18 protein-coding genes are annotated in these 21601 nt (G+C 39.6%); 12 read left to right on the plus strand and 6 right to left on the minus strand.

From position 1 onward, the window contains the following. Window positions 1-215 precede the first annotated feature (215 nt). The 6 genes from C1726_RS14245 to C1726_RS14270 all read left to right on the plus strand — a co-directional run bounded on the left by C1726_RS14245 (window position 216) and on the right by C1726_RS14270 (window position 9215). Window positions 216-2513 carry an S-layer homology domain-containing protein gene (locus tag C1726_RS14245; RefSeq protein WP_102273767.1) on the plus strand — a complete coding sequence of 766 codons (2298 nt, stop codon included), beginning with the start codon at window positions 216-218 and terminating at the stop codon, window positions 2511-2513. Between the two features lie 135 nt (window positions 2514-2648). Further along, window positions 2649-4289 carry an N-acetylmuramoyl-L-alanine amidase gene (locus tag C1726_RS14250; protein WP_102273768.1) on the plus strand — a complete coding sequence of 547 codons (1641 nt, stop codon included), beginning with the start codon at window positions 2649-2651 and terminating at the stop codon, window positions 4287-4289. Window positions 4290-4551: 262 nt separating this feature from the next. Then, window positions 4552-5703: a polysaccharide pyruvyl transferase family protein gene (locus tag C1726_RS14255; protein ID WP_102273769.1), complete on the plus strand. Its 1152-nt coding sequence runs from the start codon at window positions 4552-4554 to the stop codon at window positions 5701-5703. Between the two features lie 2 nt (window positions 5704-5705). Then, a complete protein-coding gene (locus C1726_RS14260) occupies window positions 5706-6806 on the plus strand; it encodes a glycosyltransferase (protein WP_235822782.1) in 1101 nt (366 codons plus the stop codon). Between the two features lie 55 nt (window positions 6807-6861). Then, complete coding sequence (murJ, locus tag C1726_RS14265; protein ID WP_102273770.1) at window positions 6862-8364, plus strand: murein biosynthesis integral membrane protein MurJ; 1503 nt, start codon at window positions 6862-6864, stop codon at window positions 8362-8364. Window positions 8365-8414: 50 nt separating this feature from the next. Beyond that, window positions 8415-9215: an S-layer homology domain-containing protein gene (locus tag C1726_RS14270; RefSeq protein WP_102273771.1), complete on the plus strand. Its 801-nt coding sequence runs from the start codon at window positions 8415-8417 to the stop codon at window positions 9213-9215. 70 nt (window positions 9216-9285) lie between these two features. Here the strand turns inward: C1726_RS14270 and C1726_RS14275 are convergent, their stop codons facing one another. Further along, window positions 9286-10674 carry a SpoIID/LytB domain-containing protein gene (locus C1726_RS14275; protein ID WP_180968206.1) on the minus strand — a complete coding sequence of 463 codons (1389 nt, stop codon included), beginning with the start codon at window positions 10672-10674 and terminating at the stop codon, window positions 9286-9288. Window positions 10675-10688: 14 nt separating this feature from the next. Then, complete coding sequence (locus C1726_RS14280; protein WP_235822783.1) at window positions 10689-10913, minus strand: hypothetical protein; 225 nt, start codon at window positions 10911-10913, stop codon at window positions 10689-10691. A 322-nt stretch (window positions 10914-11235) separates the two neighbouring features. Here C1726_RS14280 and C1726_RS14285 point away from each other — a divergent pair, with 322 nt between their 5' ends. After that, window positions 11236-12300 (plus strand): glycosyltransferase family 4 protein, encoded by a 1065-nt coding sequence (locus C1726_RS14285; RefSeq protein ID WP_102273773.1) that lies wholly within the window; start codon window positions 11236-11238, stop codon window positions 12298-12300. Window positions 12301-12554: 254 nt separating this feature from the next. On the opposite strand, the gene C1726_RS14290 is transcribed toward C1726_RS14285, so the two are convergent. Both C1726_RS14290 and C1726_RS14295 read right to left on the minus strand, forming a co-directional pair. Further along, on the minus strand, window positions 12555-13592 hold the full coding sequence (locus tag C1726_RS14290; RefSeq protein ID WP_102273774.1) for an LCP family protein: 1038 nt from the start codon (window positions 13590-13592) through the stop codon (window positions 12555-12557). Between the two features lie 112 nt (window positions 13593-13704). Next, complete coding sequence (locus C1726_RS14295; protein WP_102273775.1) at window positions 13705-14343, minus strand: YigZ family protein; 639 nt, start codon at window positions 14341-14343, stop codon at window positions 13705-13707. A 657-nt stretch (window positions 14344-15000) separates the two neighbouring features. Here C1726_RS14295 and C1726_RS14300 point away from each other — a divergent pair. Next, window positions 15001-16161 carry a sensor histidine kinase gene (locus C1726_RS14300; RefSeq protein WP_102273776.1) on the plus strand — a complete coding sequence of 387 codons (1161 nt, stop codon included), beginning with the start codon at window positions 15001-15003 and terminating at the stop codon, window positions 16159-16161. An 82-nt stretch (window positions 16162-16243) separates the two neighbouring features. Next, window positions 16244-16930, plus strand: coding sequence for a response regulator (locus tag C1726_RS14305; protein WP_102273777.1), 687 nt, complete (start codon window positions 16244-16246; stop codon window positions 16928-16930). Between the two features lie 586 nt (window positions 16931-17516). On the opposite strand, the gene C1726_RS14310 is transcribed toward C1726_RS14305, so the two are convergent. Next, window positions 17517-17741: a hypothetical protein gene (locus C1726_RS14310; protein ID WP_142385094.1), complete on the minus strand. Its 225-nt coding sequence runs from the start codon at window positions 17739-17741 to the stop codon at window positions 17517-17519. A 219-nt stretch (window positions 17742-17960) separates the two neighbouring features. Between C1726_RS14310 and sda the strand changes: the two genes are divergently transcribed. Continuing rightward, window positions 17961-18113: a sporulation histidine kinase inhibitor Sda gene (gene sda / locus C1726_RS14315; protein WP_102273779.1), complete on the plus strand. Its 153-nt coding sequence runs from the start codon at window positions 17961-17963 to the stop codon at window positions 18111-18113. 235 nt (window positions 18114-18348) lie between these two features. Continuing rightward, on the plus strand, window positions 18349-19191 hold the full coding sequence (locus tag C1726_RS14320) for a DegV family protein (protein WP_102275813.1): 843 nt from the start codon (window positions 18349-18351) through the stop codon (window positions 19189-19191). A gap of 181 nt (window positions 19192-19372) precedes the next feature. On the opposite strand, the gene C1726_RS25925 is transcribed toward C1726_RS14320, so the two are convergent. Further along, the gene (locus C1726_RS25925; RefSeq protein WP_142385095.1) at window positions 19373-19684 is read right to left on the minus strand and encodes a hypothetical protein; all 312 of its coding nucleotides are present in this window, start codon (window positions 19682-19684) and stop codon (window positions 19373-19375) included. Between the two features lie 209 nt (window positions 19685-19893). Between C1726_RS25925 and C1726_RS14335 the strand changes: the two genes are divergently transcribed. Continuing rightward, window positions 19894-21390: a DEAD/DEAH box helicase gene (locus C1726_RS14335; protein ID WP_102273782.1), complete on the plus strand. Its 1497-nt coding sequence runs from the start codon at window positions 19894-19896 to the stop codon at window positions 21388-21390. The last annotated feature ends 211 nt before the right edge of the window (window positions 21391-21601 follow it).

Here is a 21601-nt window from a genome sequence, read left to right on the forward strand (position 1 = left end):
TAACAAGCGCCGTGAAATTAGGCAGAACGACATTTACATACGCGGCTGTGAGCTAAATGCTTATAACTGTTATATTTACGCAATGAGCAATATATCTAAGTCGATTTAAAAAAGGATAATAGAATGATAGAGAAAATTGGCGGTTTTTGTTAACATATGTAATAGTGTGTTAGATACATAAAAACATATAGTTTTGACAGAAGGAGGAACAGGACGTGAGGAAAAAACTATCAGGCTTAGCAGCTATTATCCTTTTAGTGCAGGTTATGTCTTTCGGCTTTGCAGGATCACCAGCTGAAGCCGCAAGCAGTACCATTAATAAGCAGTTCAAAGTGTCACCTGGAGTTGATTACAAAAATATTAAACTGACAAATTCATCTGTAAAGCAATCGATCAACTTAATGGAAGTGAATCTAGCGGACTCTTATACTACTTTGGAAGTGGGGATTCCCAATCCAGTAAGTAAGCTGGCTACTACAACAAAGGCCGCACAGGCTAATAGTTACGATGGTCATCGAGTAGTCGGAGCGATCAATGGGTCTTTCTTCGATATGACAACGAAGCTTCCAATGTATTTGTTAGCGAAAGATAACGGAATTGTAAATGGGGGCTTAATTTCAGAGGGAAAAGATAAATACGTAAGTGAGCCAATTGCCTTTGGGATTTTAAACAATGGACAGGCTGAAATTGATACGTACCAATTTAAAAACACATTAACCTTTAATGGGAAGAAATTTGAGCTGTCTGGCTTTAATCGCATGAGAGATGCGAATGAGGCGATCATTTATACACCTGGTTATGGAAATGGCTATACAAATACGAATAGCTATGGTGTGGAATATATTATCACTTCTGATACAAAAATAAATAAACCGATTCAATTTGGGGACATACTAAGCGGTAAAGTTCGAGCAATTAGGCAATATGGCGATAAAACGAACACACTGGTACGTGAAAATGAGTTTGTTTTATCTGTTAACGGCACCAAATGGATGGATCAGCTTCAAGCGATGAAGGTGGGCGATGCTGTTCAAGTCCAAGTTAATATTGATAGTAAATGGCAAAATTCAAAATATATGATGGCAAGCGGTCCGATGCTTGTGAAGGATGGGAAGGTCTTTTTAACAATTGACCCAAACAGCCCAAGGGCAAAGGAAAAGGCGCCTAGAACAGCTGTAGCTATTGATAAAACGAAGAAAAAGGTCTTTTTCGTTACGGTGGATGGCCGTCAGCCTGGATTTAGTACAGGCATGAGTTTAAGTGAGTTTGCTCAATATTTAGTTAGCTTAGGTGTGGATCGTGCGCTTAATCTTGATGGTGGCGGATCGACGGCTATGGCGGTAAGAAATTATGGCAATGCTCAAGTGTCGCTTGTCAATAAACCATCTGGCGGATCTGAACGTTTAGTTTCGACGACATTGCAGGCAATTAGTACAGCCCCATTAGGTCAGCCATCTATTCTATCAATCTCGCAAAAAACAGCGGGAAAGGTGATGGTAGGATCCTCAGTAGCTGTAAATACGAACTATGTTCTTGATCAATATTACAATCCATTAAGTGTGGATCCTAAGCAGCTGGCACTCACTGTTTCTAATAATGTCGGTGAGATGACAGGAAACCAATTTACAGCTAAGCAAAAAGGTGAAGGGATGATTACCGGTAAATACGGGAATGCGGTAAAAAACCTTCCTATCACCGTAGTTGATACAATTGATCAGTTTTCAGTTGCGCCAACTAGTTTAAAACTGGCAGCTGGACAAACAAAAGCTTTAACAACTGCTGGAAAAGATAGTGCTGGAAAAGCGATTATTTATGATAAATCCCAAGTGAAGTGGTCTGTGAGCGGAAATATAGGCACGATCACAAAGGATGGTCTATTCACTGCTGGAAGCGAAACAGCAACTGGTAAAATAACAGCGACCATCGGTAAGTCATCAAAGTCTATTCCTGTTGAGGTGAATGGGGCATCAACACCAACACCTGATAATGGCACATTCAAAGATGTAAACAGCAAATACTGGGCATACAAAGAAATCATGTATTTAGCTGACAAGGGGATTATTAGCGGGTATCCGACAGGGGAGTTTAAACCGGGAGACCAATTAACGCGTTCCCATGCAGCGATACTCTTGGCAAGAGCGTTAAATTTAAACACAGCAAACATTAAAGATCCTGGATTTAAAGATGTTCCTCAAACACATCGTTATTATTCCATTATTGCGTCCGTTGCAAATGCGGGAATTATGGGCGGGAAAGAAGGAAATCTCTTCGACCCTGAAGGAAAACTAACGAGAGCACAAATGGCAGGGATTTTGCAAAATGCGTATAAGCTTCAAGGGATGCCTTCAAAAGACTTTGCAGATGTTAAGCCAAGTTATTGGGCGTATCGGGCAATAGGAGCTTTAGCTTACAATGAAATTACTACAGGATACCCTGATAATACATTTAAACCAGGCGATACAGTTACTAGAGCGCAATACAGTGCATTTTTGTATCGGATTTTGACGAAATAATAGATTGTGAAAGTAATAGAGCAGAGAAGTGAAATGTATAGGAGGGACTGACTTTCTGACAAAAAGTTATGTTCCTTGACAAAAACTTCTGTTATTCTATTAATATGATAATTTTAGCAGGAAGGAAGGCGAAATATGTCGAGGAAAGTATTGTTTGGTTATTTAATTTGTTCCCTTCTTATTTTTTCTCCCCTCACATCTAACTGGGTGAAGGCAGAAGAAGCGAACATAACAGGAGACCAAACAAATGTTGAGCAGAATCAAGGTCAAGGGGAATTAGTGAAAGTAGTTGAGTACGAAGGTGTGGAGCTGGAGGAACTTGATATGGAAGAGGTTGATTCAGAACTGGAAAGTTCAGCTTCTTCAGATGAACAGACGATGCAGTTGCGCATGAACAGCAATGCCGTTCAAACAATGGCTGTCAGCTTTACTGACGTTCCAAGCGACTATTGGGCATATACCAATATCCAGCACCTTTCTGGACAAGAGATTATTAGCGGATATAAGAATCCAGAAGGCACTTCTTATTTCCTTCCTGATGATAAGGTTACTAGAGCTCAGGCTGCAAAGATGGTAGTTGAAGCATTAGGCGAGAAGCCAACTGAAAATGTACAGGCCAGATTTAATGATGTTCCAGCTAATCATTGGGCTGCTGGATATATTGATCGTGCCTATCAGTTAGGCGTTTTTGGAGGCTATGAAAACGGGTCATTCGGACCGAATAATACGTTAAAAAGATCGCAAATGGCTAAAGTGCTTGTAGAAGCTTGGAACCTTGATTACAACGGCTATACACCAGGATCTCCGGTTTTTAGCGATGTATCACGCAGTTATTGGGCTTACGAGTATATTGAAAAGGTGCATTATAACGGAATTTCAAACGGAAATAATTTCCGATTCCTTCCTGAGGATGAAATTACGAGAGCGCAGTTTACTGCCTTTTTATCAAGAGCGATTGATGATCAATTTAAGTTATCAGTACCTGACCGAAACGAAGTAGTTGAAGGGGATGGAATTTCTACGGGAACAGTTACATCTTCAACTCCTTTAAATGTCAGACAAGGTCCATCAGACAAAGATGCGAAGCTTGGAAGCCTGCAAAAAGGAACAAAGGTAACGATTTATGCATTTGATGGTTATTGGGCGAAAATAAGCTACAATGGGAAAGTCGGCTATGTCCATAAATCCTATTTAAAGCTTCAATCGAATGATAGCCGATACCCATTAAAGGATCGCATCATCGTAGTTGATGCCGGGCATGGTGCACATGATCCAGGAACATCAAGCAACGGTTTTTATGAAAAGAATATTACCTTAGATGTTGCAAAAAGAGTTTCTGCAAAGCTGCAGGCTGCTGGTGCCAATGTTGTAATGACACGGAAAACAGACAATTTCTTAACGCTGCAGGAGCGTGTTGATTTCACAAAATCTGTATACGGCGAAATTTTTGTCAGTGTCCATGTAAATTCAGCAGGCAGCAGTTCAGCAAAAGGTTCGGAAACATATTATGATACTTCAAATAATCAAAATGGTGCACAAAGCAAGCTGCTTGCACATGAAATTCAGCAGCAATTAGTCAGTCAAGCAAATATGACTGATAGAAAAATCAAAGATACCGGCTTCTATGTTATCAAATACAATCAAATTCCAGCTGTTTTAGTTGAGTTAGGGTTTTTATCGAACAGTGAGGATCGCAGCAAGCTAACATCTGAGACATATTTAAATAAATATGCCGAGGCGATCTACCAAGGAGTTAAGAATTACTATGTGAAGTAAGGGAATGCCAGGCAATAAATGCCTGGCATTTTTCTGTATAAAAAAGTAACTTGTCGGTCTGATTAATTGAACAAGCCTTTATGTACGAAGTAATAACCAGAGCAGAGAAATTAAGCAGACCGACATTTACATACTTAGTTGTAAGCAGATGCTCATGAAAGTTTTTTTTATAAATAGATCTCAGTTTCAGTTTTCGTCCTTATTTCTATCTATGATATAATAAGGGTTGCGTTTTATTAATGTGAGTAAAGGAAGTAATCATATGAATATAGGAATTGTAGGTAATTACGGCAATAACAATAATGGGGACGAAGCAATATTATTAGGAATTATCACGCAGCTGACTGCAAACTTTGACATTCAAAGAGAACAAATCACTGTTTTCAGCAATAATCCTGAACAAACTCAAGAGAGATACGGTGTAAAATCTTTTCCGCTGTATTATAAAAAAGGTTCTGCACCAAAAACATTCTTGGAAACCGTTAAACAAAGCCGAAAGTATATAAAAGATCTCGATGTGGTGATTATTGGCGGTGGAGGCATACTTATGGATCTGTATAAGAGGGAAGCCCCTCTTTATGGAACGTATGGACTCATGGGCAAGCAGGCAGGGGCAAAGGTAGTTGTTTATGGCTGCGGTGCGGGACCACTAACCTCTTCCATTGGAAAGTTTTTTATTAAAAGATTGGCTAAGGCGGCTGATTCGATTTCTGTTCGAGATCCAGAATCAAAGGCATTGCTTCAATCTGTTGGCATTAATAAGGATATTCAAATTATTGGAGACCCAGCTTTTACATTAACGACTGTCAACAAGCACAAGAAATCAGAGTCGATAAAAAAAGTGGGTGTAACAGCTGTTCCCTACTACAATATTAAATATTGGCCGGAAGCGGATGAGGCAAAGTATCAAGCCTATGTAACAGGCATGGCTAGAAATCTAGATCAATTAATTGAGAAAAAAGGCGTGGAGGTCACGTTCTTTTCCACAAAATATCCACAGGATGTGTGGGTAACTAAAGATATTTATGAAGCAATGGAACATAAGGAAAATGCTGTTATGAATGAAGAACATCTTTCCCCAGCCCAATTAATTGATGTGTGCGGCGAGCAGGATGTTGTGATCGGGACAAGGCTGCACTCGATTATTCTATCCTTAGATGCTGAAACACCTGTCATTGGAGTTGCGTACCATCATAAAGTAAAGCATTTCATGCAAATGATTGGCAAGGAAGACCAATGCTTATCAATGGACGAGCTATCTTCTGATCCTATGCAGTTTTCTGCGATTATTGAACGGATGGATAGCGAATGGGATGCTGTTCAGCAGGAGGCAGAGGCCATTTCTTCCAGTTTGAAGGCAAAGGCTGCTAAAGGACTGGATCAATTCCATATGCTGCCGAAAAAAAGGGGATAATAATGGGGAAGAAAATACTTGTTATTAGTAATATGTATCCAACTGCAGAGAACCGGACATTTGGAATCTTTGTAAAAAACCAGGTGCAGGCTTTAGAGAATATGGGGGATGAAGTGGATGTTATCGCCATTACAGATCCGAAAAACGGAAAGCTGCGCGTATTAAAAAAGTATATCATCTGGTTTCTTCAGACCGTATTGAATCTTCTTTTTAAAGGGAAAAAATATGATGTTGTTCATGCGCATTACGTGTTTCCGTCTGGCATGCTCGCGCGTGCCTACAAGAAGCTTTGGAAAACGCCTTTTGTTGTCACTTCCCATGGAGGAGATATCGACCGGATGGCGAAGAAAAATGCACGAATTCGCGGGTGGACAACGGCCATTCTTCGAGAAGCAGACCATGTCATTGCGGTAGGGGATGCTCTGTATGAGGAAATAAATAAACAATATGGCGTTGAAAGGGATCGGCTTTCGATTCTGAATATGGGTGTGAATCGTGACGTGTTCAAGCCTTATCCGAAGAAGGATATTCGCGCGGAGCTAGGGATCAATGAAAATGAAAAGCCCATTCTTTTCGTTGGAAATATGATTCGTGAAAAGGGATTGAATGAATTATTATTGGCTTTTAAAACGGTAAAGGAGAAGGTGCCGGAAGCCGCGCTCTATTTAATTGGTGCTAGCCGAAATGAAGCTTATCGTCAGGAGCTTGAAGAGATCATCAAGAGCGAGGAGCTTCAGACGGTTGCCTTTAAAGATCCATTGCCTCAAATGGAGCTTGCTAAATGGATGTCAGCTGCGGAAGTCTTTGTTCTGCCTTCACATATAGAAGGCTTTGGATTAGTTGCCGTTGAAGCGATGTCCTGCCACACGCCTGTCGTTGGAAGCGAGGTTGGCGGTCTAAGCTATTTATTGCGGGATGATTACGGCATACTGTCAGCGCCCAAAAATCCGGCAAGCTTGGCTGAAGGCATTCTAAAGGTTATTGAACATGAGGCTGTGAAGGATATGCTGATCCAAAATGGAGAAAAAAAGGCAGCTGCCAACGATGAAAAGAAACTAATTGTGAAGCTTCAAGACATATATAATCAAGTAAAGAAAAAGTAGACTAGAAAATCAGAGGCTCCATTTATAGTGGAGTGGCTGAAAAGGTTGTGGATGTATGAAAGGCAAATTATTAAAGATTATTGGAGCAGTTGCTGTCATTAATATTCTTGCCCGATTAATCGGATTTGCACGAGAAATGGTGATTGGCTACCAATATGGAACATCAGATTATGCAGATAGTATTACTACTGCGTATACAATTCCAAACTTTATTTATATTGCTATCGGCGGTGCAATTACAACCGCCTTTATTTCTGTTTATAGCAAAAAGCTAGAAGGGGAAGATCCGAAGCAGTTTATCTCTTCCACCTTCACATATATTACGTTATTTATTGGGCTTTTAACGATCATTCTTACTGTGTTTGCTGAGCCGATTTTGCATTTGTTTTTTGGCGATCTAGAGGATGAAGTAATTGAGTTAACAAAAGGTCTCTATTATTGGATGGTCCCTTCGACATTCTTTTTAGTTCTGTCGATGTGGCTGAGCGGAATATTGAATGTTCATGACAAATTTCATTTATCTTCTTTTTCTACCTTGCTGTATAACTTTTGTTTTGTAGCCATTGCAGTTGTGCTAACGCCCCTCATGCATGTTGATTCCTATGGGGTGGGGGCACTAGTCGCATCAATCATTATGGTGGTCATGCTGTTAATTGGATTAAGAAAAGAGCATCTGAAATACTTTCGATTTAACTTCGGCTATTCCAATGATTTGAAACGGCTAATTATTATTGCTTCGCCGATCATGCTTGGCGGGGCGGCTCTTCAATTCTATGCTTTTATTCAAAGGATCTTTGCAGATGATTTTCAAGGGTATATCGCTGCTCTTAACTATGCTTCCAAGCTGACTCAGTTTCCTCAGGCTGTTCTTATGACAGCAGTAACAACGGTTATTTACCCGATGCTTGCGAAAAAGGTAGCGGCGAATGAGAAGGAAAGTATAGCTGCTCTTTATCAAAGAGGCCTAAACTTGTTAGGGCTGCTGCTTATCCCGGTTACGATTTATGTTTTCTTTTATTCAAAAGAATTTGTCCAGATTATTTTTCAATATGGGAACTTTACAGAAGAGTCTACCCGGATGACGACTCCGCTGCTGCAAATTTTTTCACTGTCTATGTTCGCATTGGCTGGTAATGTATATATTACTCGATTCTTCTATGCGATGGAAAACTCCTATATGCCAGTTATCATTAGCATTGCTTGTGTATTTGGTATAAATATTGGAATAATCGTAGCATTTAAGGATCAGCTTGGAGCTGAGGCAATTGCATGGGGTACATCGATTAGCTCAATTGTCAATTTTATACTTATGGTCTTCTTAGCAAAATTCATGTTAAAATTAAATATGACTGAAAACTTCCGGTCAATTGGCAAATCTCTTATTCTTTACGCTTTCATAATAGGCATCATGTTTATTTCGTCAAAGTATTTATTAGTTGGAAATGCATGGCTTGATATGATTATTGGAGGAGTTGTATTCCTTCTTACTTTTGCTGGGCTTCTAAAGCTGTTAAAGTTTCCAGAAATTAAGATGGTTCTTGGAAGAGGAAAGGCATAAATCTGAAACATGTATAAGATAGAAGATTTTCACTTTGGGGGTATACAACAATGAAAAAAGGTATCATTCCGTTCCTTCTCCTTCTCTTATTTACAGTTGTGACTGGATGTTCAAGTAAAGAGGCTGATGCTGGAGAAGCTTTAGAGGCAGCAGGTGTTGAATGGACGGAGGACGAGCTTTCAAAGGTTGATGGACAAGTTTTTGATCTGGATGCAAGAACGAAAGAGCTTCAGAATGAAGTAAATGCTTTACTCGGAAAGCCACCCGGAACAACGGATCCAGGGGACGGAAATGGACAGCCTGAGCCGTCAGTTCCGCCTGCTTCAGGAAGTGTCTTCCTTGATGTAAAGCCAGATTACTGGGCATTCACAGAAATAATGAAGATGTATGATCAGAAGATTATTTCGGGTTATACGGATATTCAAAAGTTCTTGCCAGAAAATTCAATTACACGCGCTCAAGCAGCCTCTATGCTTGTTAAAGCACTAAAGCTGCCTTTAAGTGATACGCCATCTTCTTTTTCTGATGTGAAAAATGGAGATTGGTCTCGCAGAGCCATTATGACTGTAGTAGAAAAAGGGTATTTCAAGGGAAGCGGCAATAAATTTATGCCAAATGATCCAATGAAAAGAAAGCATATGGCAGTTGTATTGCAGCGTTCGTTTGAATTAGAGCCTACATCTGATCCGTATGAAGGGTACAAAGATGTTCCTAAATCGGATGATGGATATCTTTATATTCAAGCTGTGTCACAGCATGGTGTAGCAAAGGGCAGCGAAGGCTACTTTAAACCATATGAGCCAACAAAACGATCACAATTCTCCGTCTTTTTATATCGTGCATTAAAATAGAATAATTATTCATAAAAAAACCAGCAAGCTTTAAATGCTTGCTGGTTTTATGCTGTAATCAAAACTGGCATTAATTGATCGTTTTCACTTCGATACCTGTGTAATAGTGCTTAAGGATCTCTTCATAGCCGTAGCCTGCTTCTGCCATTCCCCTTGCTCCCCATTGGCTCAAGCCTAAAAGATGTCCCCAGCCATCTCCTTTAAATGTATACTCAGTTGGTACAGTATTAACAAGGGTCGTGCTTGACTTTGTACGAACGTTTAAGCTGCTGTCTTCAATATATTCTGTTGAACCGTCGGCTTTTTGAATTTTATAGCCGACAAGATGAGTGGTTTTTTTCTCTGTCCCATCTGCAAGTTTTATTAAAGATGATGCATTATTGTACACATTGAATTTAATACTTTTTAGTGTTATACCAAAAAAGGACCGTAGTCGATCTGGTGTGGCAACTAAGCTTGGCTTTAATGCAATATTGGTTTTTTGCTTCGTTGCCTTATCATAAACAGTGGCTGTCATTTGAGTGACCGCATTGCTTGACCCGCGTTCAGTTACTTTTAATCCTGTTAGAACCTGGGTGCCAGAAAGCTTAAGTTTTTGGCTGATAACAGATGTTTTCCCAATTGTTTCCCAGCCATAATGAGTATTCCCTGGCATCTTATCATAGGAATCATCAACTGCCCTTATATAAGGAACTGCACTTCCCCAAACATTTTCACTGTCTTCCGTATGTCCTCCAGAAGTGGAGTGAAAGAAAGCATTAATGGGTACATTATTATAAGTAGCATATATTCCTTTTGTTTCATTTACAGCCTGATTTCCGCGGTCAGATTCTTTTGATTTTCCGCCGTATACTTGGCTTGAAACAGTCATTTCCAGGTAACCATTGCCTGCGCTATTTTTAATTTGAGTGTAGGCATAGCTCCGGGCTGATACTGCCTGTGCCTTTAGTGCCTCCATATGCCAGCTAGTAGGCATTTCGCTTGGCACGACACCTTTTAAGTAATTCTCTATATCTAATCGATTGATAAGAAGAGGAACCTTCTGTCCTGGTTTGATTTCAAATGAACCGCGATAGGCTGTATCAGCTACTCCGTTCGCCGTTTGTATTTTGCTTACTTTCACTTCATTTGATTCATCACTTTTCACTTCATTAATAAGAAACCCTTTTGCAGAAGCTATTTTTTCTGACCCTGAAATCATTTGGACTTTTCCGCTTACCATTTCAAAGGATGCAGAAGCAGAGAATGGAACGAGTGATTGTGTATCCACGTTCACAATTTCGTAATTACCTCTAGGTGTAACTGAAAATTTTGTAGAATCAGGTAACAATTTCACTTTTACTTCCGTCAAATAGTTGATTGCAGGTGTTGGTACACTATCTCCAGATGCATGAAATATATTTGGAGAAAAGAATAAAAGAAAGGCAAAAACTACTAAATAGAAAGGTGACTTTTTCATAAAAGAATCCATCCTTATTTGTTGTTCACTTGATCTTTAAGCTGTTTTACTTGACTTTCAAGCTCAGTGACTTTTTGTTCTAAGTTCGAAACTTTTTGACTTAAAGGGTTAATTTTTGACATGACCCATTCAACACTTGCAATGACTGGTTCAGAGTCTGCAAATGTCTTAGCTCCGAAGCCTAAAGTAATACATAAAGCCAACCCAGCAGTAAGTAAAAATGTACTTTTTCTTTTCAATGAAAAATCCCCCTAAGCATGAATTATATGGTATAAATAGATTATAACAAAAAAGGCTAGATTTTGAGTTTTTAATATTATATTTTGGAGAGTTTAGTAGATTTTTATCATATTATGTTTCCTACTCCCAATAATTCAATTCATGTGTTATAATTCAATCTGGCGAATCTAGTTGCAAACTATTCTATAATTATACCAGAACAAGTCAGCTATATTTTATCGGTAAAATTTGTTACAAAAAACAGTTTGTTGATTAATATCAATGATCTGCTTGTTTTTTACTTAAGAAGAATTGGGCATGATATTCCTAAGGAGGGTCTGCATGTTTTATTTGACCTTATTTGTTTGCTTTATGGCAACAATATTGTTAACACCGCTTGTTAAAAAGTTAGCGTTTAAAATTGGAGCAACAGATAAACCCAATCAGCGTAAAGTACATCAAAAGATTATGCCGCGTTTAGGCGGTTTAGCGATATATTTAAGTTTCATCATCGGCATGTTTATTTTGCAGCCAGAAGACCCTAATGGACCTGCCATTGGAATATCCATTGTTGTAGGTAGTGTTGTTATTATCATCACAGGTATACTGGATGATATGTTTGAAATTTCAGCAAAGGTCAAAATGCTTGGACAGCTGGTAGCCGCGATTATTGTCGTTGTATGGGGCGGCGTGTCTGTTGAATTCATTAACCTCCCATTTGGCGGAGAATTGCAATTCGGATACTTTAGCATCCCAGTGACCATTTTGTGGATTGTCGGCATAACAAATGCCATCAATTTAATTGATGGACTAGACGGCTTGGCTGCCGGAGTCTCTTCTATTGCCTTAATAACTATTTCTGGAATGGCCATTATTATGGGGGACACTTACGTTGTTATTGTTGGTTCCATTTTATTGGTCAGCACATTAGGATTTTTATTTTATAATTTCCACCCTGCGAAAATTTTCATGGGTGATACAGGTGCCTTGTTTTTAGGATATATGATTTCTGTTTTGGCCTTGCTAGGTTTTAAAAACGTTACGTTAATTTCATTAATCGTTCCTATTATTATCCTCGGCGTTCCAATTTCCGATACACTTTTCGCGATTATTCGCCGTGTTGTAAATAAGAAGCCGCTGTCAGCACCTGACAAATCGCATTTGCATCATTGCTTGCTGGGCTTAGGATATTCACACCGTCAGACTGTACTCATCATTTATGCAATTGCTGCATTCTTTGGGCTTACAGCTGTCATCTTCTCGCAAGCAACAGTATGGTGGGCACTAATCGTCATTGCAGTACTTCTTTTACTGATCGAGGTATTTGCGGAAAAAGTAGGGTTAATGGGGAAAGACCATCGCCCGCTGCACAAATTTATGCAAGGTCAACGTCCTGATAATGAATAAGCAAAAGACCAAATCGTATACGATTTGGTCTTTTTGCTTGGAGGACACCCGCTCATTTATTATTTGTGACAGAATGGGTTAATACCTTATGTTTACGGACAAACGTTCAGCTAATTTGAAAAATTGCAGTGATTTCATTGTTTATTTCGTAAATAGCGGTACTTGGTGTCCGCTTTTCTATAAATTTGGTGAAAATTACAGTTCCAGTATCCGCTTAAATAAAAAAGCCCAATCAATTTGATTGGACTTTCAATTTATTCATCCGAATTTTCATCCGTTTCTGTTTGATTACTATCCGTACTGTTTGTTGTATCACTAGAAACCTCAAGATGAGTTTTCAGTGTTTGCTGTATTTCGTCTAAAGATTCTTCACTTAACTGGTAATAATAAACCCCATTAATATAAGAATCCTCCCCAGTTAAATTAATGGTTTCAATATCTAAACCAGAACCTGCTGCAGCATAGTCAAAGAATGATTTCATCTCACTAAAGGATAAATCAGTTGACATATTATCACCAACAGCTTTAATCACATCTCCGTATTTTGTGAAGCCTTTTACTGAAATAGCTTTATTTACAATCGCCTTTAAAATTTCCTGCTGACGTTTTCCGCGCTCAAAGTCGGTGTCTTTTTTCCTTGTACGTGCAAGTGCTAAAGCTTCTTCTCCATCCAGTACTTGAAGCCCTGGCTCTAAATTAATTGCATGGCTGCGGTCTTTTGAATCTTTTTCACTTAATGAGTATGGAACCTCAACTTCAATTCCGTCTAGAGCGTTTACGACATCAATAAATGCATTAAAATTCATTTTTACATAATAATCAATCGGGATATCTAACATTTCTTCCACCGTTTCGATAGATGCTTCGACTCCTCCAAATGCATGGGCATGAGTGATTTTATCTTCATAGCCAACTTCAGGAATATAGACATATGAGTCGCGCGGGATACTTAATAGCTTCACTGACTTTTTCTTCTCATTGAGGGTAGCAACCATAAGTGCATCTGATCTGGATCCGCTTTTATAGTTTCTTGTATCGCTATCATCCACGCCAATAATTAAAATTGAAACATTATCTACATGTGGATTAACAGGCTGTTCCCGTTTTTTTGATTCTCTTTCAATAGGAGTGTAAGAACTATCCATGGCTGATTGTGCTTTAAAATAGAGAACAGCACCATATGAGGTTGCTCCTAATACAAGAACTAATATCGGTACAACCAAAAATAGGAATATTCTTCTTCTATTCTTACGCTTTTTTCGTACTTTATAAGTCTGTCTAGTATTAGACATGTGTTTTCTCCTTTATCAAAACATATTGTATACTGCGTTTTTTGACTAAATTTGTTGAAATTTTAGATAAGCCATTACTATTTTACAACTATTGGTCAAATTCGTAAATTGTTTATTTTTCCACGACTTCCTCCAAATAAACAACATCGCCTTCAGTGATTTCTCCCTGTCCATTTGTTAGCTCGATCATCCATTCTGTGAAGGCAGCTGTTTGTTCTTCCTCCACAAATGTTTCGATTTCCACTGTATCTAAATAATGAATTTCCTTCAGTGCATAAACGGAGGAGCGAAGTTCATTTTCGAGCTTTCCAAGCCAAGTATAGTCCACTTTCGTATGCATGACTCGCATCAGCTTTCTTTGAACAACGCCTGTTGCATCGATTCCTTCAGAGGTGCTTTTTCCATAAGCGCGGATAAGACCGCCGGCTCCAAGCTTGATTCCGCCGAAGTATCGAGTAATGACAACCACCGTATCTTTTAATTGCTTTTTCTTGAGTACTTCAAGAATGGGAACGCCTGCAGTTCCGCTCGGTTCGCCATCATCGTTTGCTTTCTGGATCTGATCATTTTCTCCAATCATATAGGCAGAGCAATTATGTGTCGCATCCCAATTCTGTTTTTTTATTTTTTGGATAAATTCTTGTGCTTCTTCCTCTGATTCCGCTCTTTCGACATAAGCGATAAATCGCGATTTTTGTATGATAATTTCATGTTCTCCGTAACCTTTTACAGTATAGTAACGGGGCAGCATATAACCGCTCCTTTCCAATCTAATTCGGCAATTTATACTTGCGATAAAAAATATTAATATTGTGTTGGAGAATTGTCTGGCGAAAGCGCCTATCGCCTATCAAACTTCAGGTCTCCTCCGCAACGATTGCGTCAACATCGGTTCGTTTACGCTCACCGTGTTTCCTTTATCGAAAGAATAAGACCCTCCAGTTTATACGGCGAAGATCGAGGCGTTTTCGCCTTTCTTCATTATAATTCGACAAGTTGTAAAACTTCAATTATAAGCTGAATGTAATGAAACTTTAATATTGTAAAAAAGTCTCCGTGTTATAATAACAATATTCAAATGGTGAAAATTCGTCTTTTTAGTTTTCGCAGAATATTGATGGCTAATAACGATAATTCATGGTCATATTATAGGATATAAGTCATGTGTTTGAAACATAATACTAAGTCTTTTTACGGAATTTTGCCCTTTTTCACCTATTTTTAGGTGTTCAGAGATAGTATAACCGCCAATTTCAAGCTAGAATAAAGGGGATTAGTGGAAGAAAATTTGTTTAGAAGTAGGTCTATGCTGGGTAGAAGAGAAGCATTTACAGTACATAAGCTTTTTTCACATGCTATACAGTCCATAGGTCGCTAAGCGGAATGCTTTTCGATTGGAGGATATTGAATGAGCAAAAAAAAGAAACTTGATACAAAAACGCTTGATTTAATATTAGAAAAAATGATTGACACGGTTGACATTAGCAAGAATGAAATTTTTCGCATTGGGGAGCAATGCCGGAAAGATCATGTGACCTTAAGTGATGAGCTAAAAGAAATGAAGGAACTAGTTGCAAAGACCATAAGCGAAGGGGACAGGCTTGAGGTTCAAACTCGTTTTGCAAGAAAACGTCTTTCTGAAGTCAGCATGCATTTTAAGGATTATACGGAAGCGGAAGTCCGCGATGCCTATGAAAAAGCCCATCAGCTGCAAATGAATTATTCCATGAACCAGCAAATAGAAAAGCAGCTTCGGGATCGGCGCGATGATATTGAGAGAAGGCTTATTGGCTTGCAAGAAACGATTGAGCGTGCGGAGCATCTCATTTCCCAGATTACGGTCGTAATGAATTATTTAACTAGTGATCTTCAGCAAGTGGGGGAAATGCTCGAGGATGCCAAGTTGAAACAAGACTTTGGGCTGAAAATTATCGCAGCGCAAGAGGAAGAGCGAAAACGTGTATCAAGGGAAATTCATGATGGTCCTGCACAAATGATGGCAAATGTCATGATGCGTTCGGATTTAATTGAACGGGTGTATCGGGAAAGAGGCAGCGATGAAGCGTTCAAGGAAATTCGCGACCTGAAAAAAATGGTCAGAAATGCACTATATGAAGTACGGAGGATTATTTATGACCTGCGTCCGATGGCTCTTGACGATTTAGGGTTAGTTCCGACCCTCAAAAAATACTTGCAGACAACCGAAGAATATCATAAGAAAACAAAAATTGTCTTTGCCAATCTTAAAGAAGAAAAAAGACTCCCAGCAAATTATGAAGTGGCCCTTTTTCGTCTCATCCAAGAATCTGTCCAAAATGCGATAAAGCATGCCCAGTCATCTGAAATACAAGTAAAGTTGGAAATTGATAAATCAAAGGTTTCAGTTGTTATTAAAGATGATGGAACCGGCTTTGATACCTCTCAGAAAAAGACCAATTCATTTGGCCTAATCGGCATGAGAGAAAGGGTAGAGCTATTAGAAGGCGAGCTTTCCATTGATTCAAAAATAGGAAAAGGGACAGTTGTGCTCATTCAGGTTCCTATTATTTGTGACTCGAATGATAAGTGATAGATAAATGAGTCCTATGCAAATATTAAACACCAGCAATTATTCAGATATAGTTTATGCTAAGAATTTAGGAGGGGAAGAAATGACTACAAAGATTGTCATAATTGATGACCACCAATTATTTAGAGAAGGCGTAAAACGCATTTTAGATTTTGAAAAATCATTTGAGGTAGTAGCTGAAGGGGATGATGGAAGTGAGGCTGTATCCATTGTTGAACAGTTCCGTCCAGATGTAATTATTATGGATATTAATATGCCAACAATCAATGGAGTAGAAGCCACACGCCAGCTGATAGAAAAATTTCCTGAATCAAAGGTTATTATTCTTTCAATCCATGATGATGAAAACTATGTTTCGCATGCACTAAAGACAGGCGCAAGCGGCTATCTGCTGAAAGAAATGGATGCAGACGCACTAATTGAAGCTGTCAAAGTAGTAGCTGATGGCGGTTCATACCTACACCCGAAGGTAACTCATAATCTGGTAAACGAATACCGCAGACTGGCATTGGAGGAAGCTGGACAAGGTCAATCCCACTTGCCGCGCGTAGAAATTCGCCGTCCTCTTCACCTTCTGACTCGCCGTGAATGCGAAGTGCTCCAGCTGCTAGCAGACGGAAAAAGCAACCGCGGAATTGGTGAAGCTATCTTTATTAGTGAAAAAACAGTTAAAAACCACGTCAGCAATATCTTACAAAAAATGAACGTAAACGACCGTACACAAGCGGTAGTAGTCGCGATTAAAAATGGCTGGGTGGAAGTCAGATAGTATTTACTTTTGGAAAAGAGCTGTTGCTGTGGAGCAATGGCTCTTTTTTTGCGGGTATCGCGGGTGATTATTTTCTAATGTTGTTAGGAGGAGAAATGTTTTTGCCTTCGGACAAGGTTAGTGAAATCAAGAGTGATCGAGTCCGAAGAAGAGAGAAGTTCGGACAGGATTGGTGAAATTAAGGGCGAAGGAGTCCGAAGAGTGGTGAAGTTCGGACAGGAATGCTTAAATTAAGGGCGAACGAGTCCGAAGAAGAGCCAAGTTCGGACAGGAATGCTGAAATTAAGAGCGAACGAGTTCGAAGAAGAGAGAAGTTCGGACAGGAATGCTGAAATCAAGAGCGAACGAGTCCGAAGAAGAGCCAAGTTCGGACAGGAATGCTGAAATTAAGTTCGAACGAGTCCGAAGAAGAGCCAAGTTCGGAAAGGAATGCTGAAATTAAGGTCGAACGAGTCCGAAGAAGGGGTGAATTCGGACAAGTAGGGTGAAATCAAAAGAGATCAATTCCATACAAGAATCGATCTAAAATATTGTTAAAAAGTAAATTAGCAAATAAAAAACAAAGCACTCTATTAAAAAAACATAATCATTTTAAAACTGCAGTTGCAAGCGTCTGTAAAATATTTCTTATTTCCGAGCCTCTTTTCTGTGCACAGTAAATCATAAATAGAACTTCTTCTATTTCCTGTGGAGTACAAACTTCAGCGAGCCAATCTGCTAGCTCTTCCCCAGTAATAGAATGCTTAATAGTAGAAACTCTAATTGACTTATATGCCTTTACTATATTTTTAAATGTATGAATGTTTTTCACATGATCTGTCCCCAGGTAATGCAAATTAACGTAGGCCCTTTTGTGCATATAGAACGCCACCCTATTAGATAATTCTTGTACTATCATGCCAAGAATGTAGAGAGCGCATACCCAGTATCAAGAGAAAATGTAAAATTCATGACACTTACTTTATACCTATTTACAAAACAGGTATATTTAACCAAAATGGGGATATATACTTACAAGGAGTGAGTGGATATGTCTAGTTTAGAGAAGCTGCCTGATCTATTATTAGTTGAAACATTCTATAAAGCAGTTGCCATTGATCTTGAACCAAAATTTATTGAATTTCTGTTATTAGAAATTAATAAAAGAGGCTTAGATGTTTCTTATGAAAAACAATTGAATTAACCTCATTTTCCGCTTCCTCAGTCTAGATCTCTCCAAAATAGGGCTCCCTCTATGTTACATTCTTTATTACTATTTTCATTGTGCTATTAAAGATATTGTCATCAAAAGCTCCTGCACACATAAGAATTTCTCCCTATTCATCGTAATACCCTCAAATCACCCCAAATTTAATGCATTTCCTATCAATTTCATATAAAATGGGAAATAGAAAATGAATAAGGATGGTATCCCAAATATGAAAACGGCAGTAGTCACGGATAGTACAGCCTATATCCCAAAGGAACTACGGGAAAAATTAAATATATATATGATTCCGCTCAGTGTAATTTTTGGAAATGAAACATATCAGGAAGAAATCGATATAAGCGCTTCTGATTTTTATGAAGAGGTAAAGCATAAAGAGCTTCCAACGACCTCACAGCCCCCTGTTGGGCAGTTTGTAGAGCTTTTTGAAAAACTATCGAAGGAATACGATGCTGTTATCAGCGTTCATTTATCAAGCGGGATTAGCGGTACATACCAAGGTGCGGTTACAGCTGGCGGTATGGCGGAAGGAATCGAGGTATATCCATTTGATTCCGAAATCAGCTGCATGGTGCAAGGTTTTTATGTACTGGAAGCAGCGGAAATGGCCGCAGCTGGAGAATCACCGCAGGAAATAATGAAACGCCTTGAAGAAATGAAGCAATCTATTCGAGCATATTTCATGGTCGATGATCTATCACATCTTCAGCGCGGCGGACGCCTTTCAAGTGCCCAAGCACTTATTGGCAGCTTGCTTCAAGTAAAACCGCTTCTCCATTTTGAAGAGAAAGTCATTGTCCCGTTTGAAAAAATCCGTACACGTAAAAAGGCAATGAAAAGAATTGTCGAACTGCTTGAAGAAGACGCCAAAAGCGGTGATCCTTATCGGGCAGCAATTATTCATGCCAACCGGGAAGAAGAGGCAAATGAGTGGAAAAATGAGCTCGAAGCTCAATTCCCGAATGTTGAATTTATGATCAGCTACTTCGGTCCTGTCATCGGTACCCATCTTGGTGAGGGTTCCATGGGACTTGGCTGGGTGAAGAAGAGATAAGTTATTGGTTCAAGGGGATTAAGGGGCCATGCCGCTCGAAAAAGTGAGGGCGGAAAAAACTGGTAGCCATGAAGCGCCCATGCCGCCCAAAAAAGAGAAAGACCGAAAAAACTGGCAGCCATGAAGCGTTCATGCCGCACGAATATGAGAAAGACCGAAAAAACGGGTAGCCAAGAAGCGTTCATGCCGCCCGAAAAAGAGAAAGCCCGAAAAACTGGTAGCCATGAAGCACCCATGCCGCCCAAAAAAGAGAAAGACAGAAAAACTGGTAGCCAAGAAGCGCCCATGCCGCCTGAAAAAGAGAAAGCCCGAAAAAACTGGCAGCCATGAAGCGTTCATGCCGATCGAATATGAGAAAGCCCGAAAAACTGGTAGCCAAGAAGCGCTCATGTCGCCCGAAAAAGAGAAAGCCCGAAAAAATTGGTAGCCATGAAGTGCTCATGCCGATCGAATATGAGAAAGACCGAAAAACTGGTAGCCAAGAAGCGTTCATGCCGCCCGAAAAAGATTAAGACCGAAAAACTGGCAGCCAAGAAGCGTTCATGAAGCAAGAAAAAGCATTTTACGAATAACCTAATAGGTTTAATAGTAATTTCAATAAAGATAACGGTCGTCTTATTCAAAACTAGTTATTAAAATAAGGCGGCTGTTAGATTATTTTGTGACTAACAAAAACCATATAGTTATAAATGAGGTGTTTCTTTGAGATTTGCAATTGTACATTCGAAACTCATTCCTGATAAACTCCTTACATCCCCTGAGATAACACTCCCAATCTCATCTATCGATCAAATTCCCTTTAATCAAATGAATCTAAATTACTCCTACAACATAGAACTCCAACAACAGTTAATAGGCAAACAGCTATTGCTGGATGATCTCGCTTTTCCCATCGAAGAACTCCAAGAACACTACGAAAATGGCTGCCTCATTTACCGCAAAGGAATTTCAATTGAAAAAAACAAACCTGCTTGCACACGATGCGGCAATAAAGATAAACACTTTTTCGCTCACTTCCCATGTTCCCGCTGCGGGGAAGACTGCCTTTACTGCCGGAAATGCATTATGATGGGAAGGATCAGTGCATGTACCCCATTAATCAGCTGGACTGGACCAACGACACTATGGGAAATGAATAGCCCACAGCTTTCTTGGAACGGCTCCCTATCTGAAGGACAGCAAACAGCCTCACAACGAGTGGTTCAGGCGATCAATGAAAACAAAGAGCTGCTCGTATGGGCTGTGTGCGGGGCTGGGAAAACCGAAGTGCTTTTTCAAGGGATTGACACTGCGCTAACTTCTGGGAAAAGAGTATGCCTGGCAACGCCAAGAACAGATGTTGTGCTTGAGCTGACCCCTCGTCTAAAAAATGTCTTCCCGAACATACAGGTTGCTTCACTCTATGGGGGCAGCGAAGATCGCCATTTGAATGCCCCTCTAACAATCACAACAACCCACCAGCTTCTGCGATTCTACCAGGCTTTTGATACGGTCATTCTCGATGAAGTCGATGCCTTTCCTTATTCTGTGGAAGAAACTCTCCAGCATGCGGTCCGACAAGCCCGGAAACAGTCATCCTCTATGATCTACCTTACTGCTACTCCAAATGAAAAATGGCAAACAGAATGCCTTCAAGGAAAAAAGGAAATTGTTACAATTCCCGCTCGCTTCCATCGTCATCCACTGCCGGTCCCACGTTTTCAATGGTGTGGCAATTGGGAGAAATTGCTTAAGAAGAATCGTCTTCCTCAAAATATCCTTCAATGGGTAAAAAAACGTCTGGACGCCAACAAACAATGCCTCCTCTTCATTCCAAAAATTGATAAAATGGAAAAAATTCTTCCGCTTATAAGAACATTGAACCCGAATATAGAGGCTGTCCATGCAGAAGATCCAAAAAGGAAGGAAAAAGTAATGGCGATGCGGAACAAAGAAACCCCTATGCTGCTAACTACTACGATTTTAGAAAGAGGAGTAACTTTCCCTAATATTGATGTGGCCGTATTAGGTGCAGAGGATCGTATATTTACAGAAAGTGCCCTCGTTCAAATTGCCGGCCGTGTGGGCAGGAGTTGGCAGGCTCCAAGCGGAGAGATCACTTTTTTTCACTATGGAAAAACAAAAGCAATGATACGCGCGAAAAATAAAATCGTAAAAATGAATGAAGAAGCGCGAAAGAAAGGACTGATTGATTATTGAACATTGTCTTGTCTGCTTTTCAGAATTAATGCCTCAAATGGGGTGGACTGCATTATTTTCTAAAGAAGAATCGAACTTCATGTGTACGGAATGCTACACAAAATTTGAAAAAATAGAAGGTGTAACCTGCCAGACATGCGATCGCCCACTAGCAAGAGTTGAACCGCAATATATAGTGGATAACCGATGCTTGGATTGTATTCGCTGGGAG

It is taken from the genome of Cytobacillus massiliigabonensis, assembly GCF_900199725.1.
In the GTDB taxonomy this organism is placed as follows: Bacteria; Bacillota; Bacilli; order Bacillales; family Cytobacillaceae; genus Cytobacillus; species Cytobacillus massiliigabonensis.

Excerpts from the sequence above, each read along its gene's own strand:
- C1726_RS14250 (WP_102273768.1), top strand. The coding sequence starts at position 2,649 with ATGTCGAGGAAAGTATTGTTTGGTTATTTAATTTGTTCCCTTCTTATT.
- C1726_RS14255 (WP_102273769.1), top strand. The coding sequence starts at position 4,552 with ATGAATATAGGAATTGTAGGTAATTACGGCAATAACAATAATGGGGAC.
- C1726_RS14260 (WP_235822782.1), top strand. The coding sequence starts at position 5,706 with ATGGGGAAGAAAATACTTGTTATTAGTAATATGTATCCAACTGCAGAG.
- murJ (WP_102273770.1), top strand. The coding sequence starts at position 6,862 with ATGAAAGGCAAATTATTAAAGATTATTGGAGCAGTTGCTGTCATTAAT.
- C1726_RS14270 (WP_102273771.1), top strand. The coding sequence starts at position 8,415 with ATGAAAAAAGGTATCATTCCGTTCCTTCTCCTTCTCTTATTTACAGTT.
- C1726_RS14275 (WP_180968206.1), bottom strand. The coding sequence starts at position 10,674 with ATGAAAAAGTCACCTTTCTATTTAGTAGTTTTTGCCTTTCTTTTATTC.
- C1726_RS14285 (WP_102273773.1), top strand. The coding sequence starts at position 11,236 with ATGTTTTATTTGACCTTATTTGTTTGCTTTATGGCAACAATATTGTTA.
- C1726_RS14290 (WP_102273774.1), bottom strand. The coding sequence starts at position 13,592 with ATGTCTAATACTAGACAGACTTATAAAGTACGAAAAAAGCGTAAGAAT.
- C1726_RS14295 (WP_102273775.1), bottom strand. The coding sequence starts at position 14,343 with ATGCTGCCCCGTTACTATACTGTAAAAGGTTACGGAGAACATGAAATT.
- C1726_RS14300 (WP_102273776.1), top strand. The coding sequence starts at position 15,001 with ATGAGCAAAAAAAAGAAACTTGATACAAAAACGCTTGATTTAATATTA.
- C1726_RS14305 (WP_102273777.1), top strand. The coding sequence starts at position 16,244 with ATGACTACAAAGATTGTCATAATTGATGACCACCAATTATTTAGAGAA.
- sda (WP_102273779.1), top strand. The coding sequence starts at position 17,961 with ATGTCTAGTTTAGAGAAGCTGCCTGATCTATTATTAGTTGAAACATTC.
- C1726_RS14320 (WP_102275813.1), top strand. The coding sequence starts at position 18,349 with ATGAAAACGGCAGTAGTCACGGATAGTACAGCCTATATCCCAAAGGAA.
- C1726_RS25925 (WP_142385095.1), bottom strand. The coding sequence starts at position 19,684 with ATGAACGCTTCTTGGCTACCAGTTTTTCGGTCTTTCTCATATTCGATC.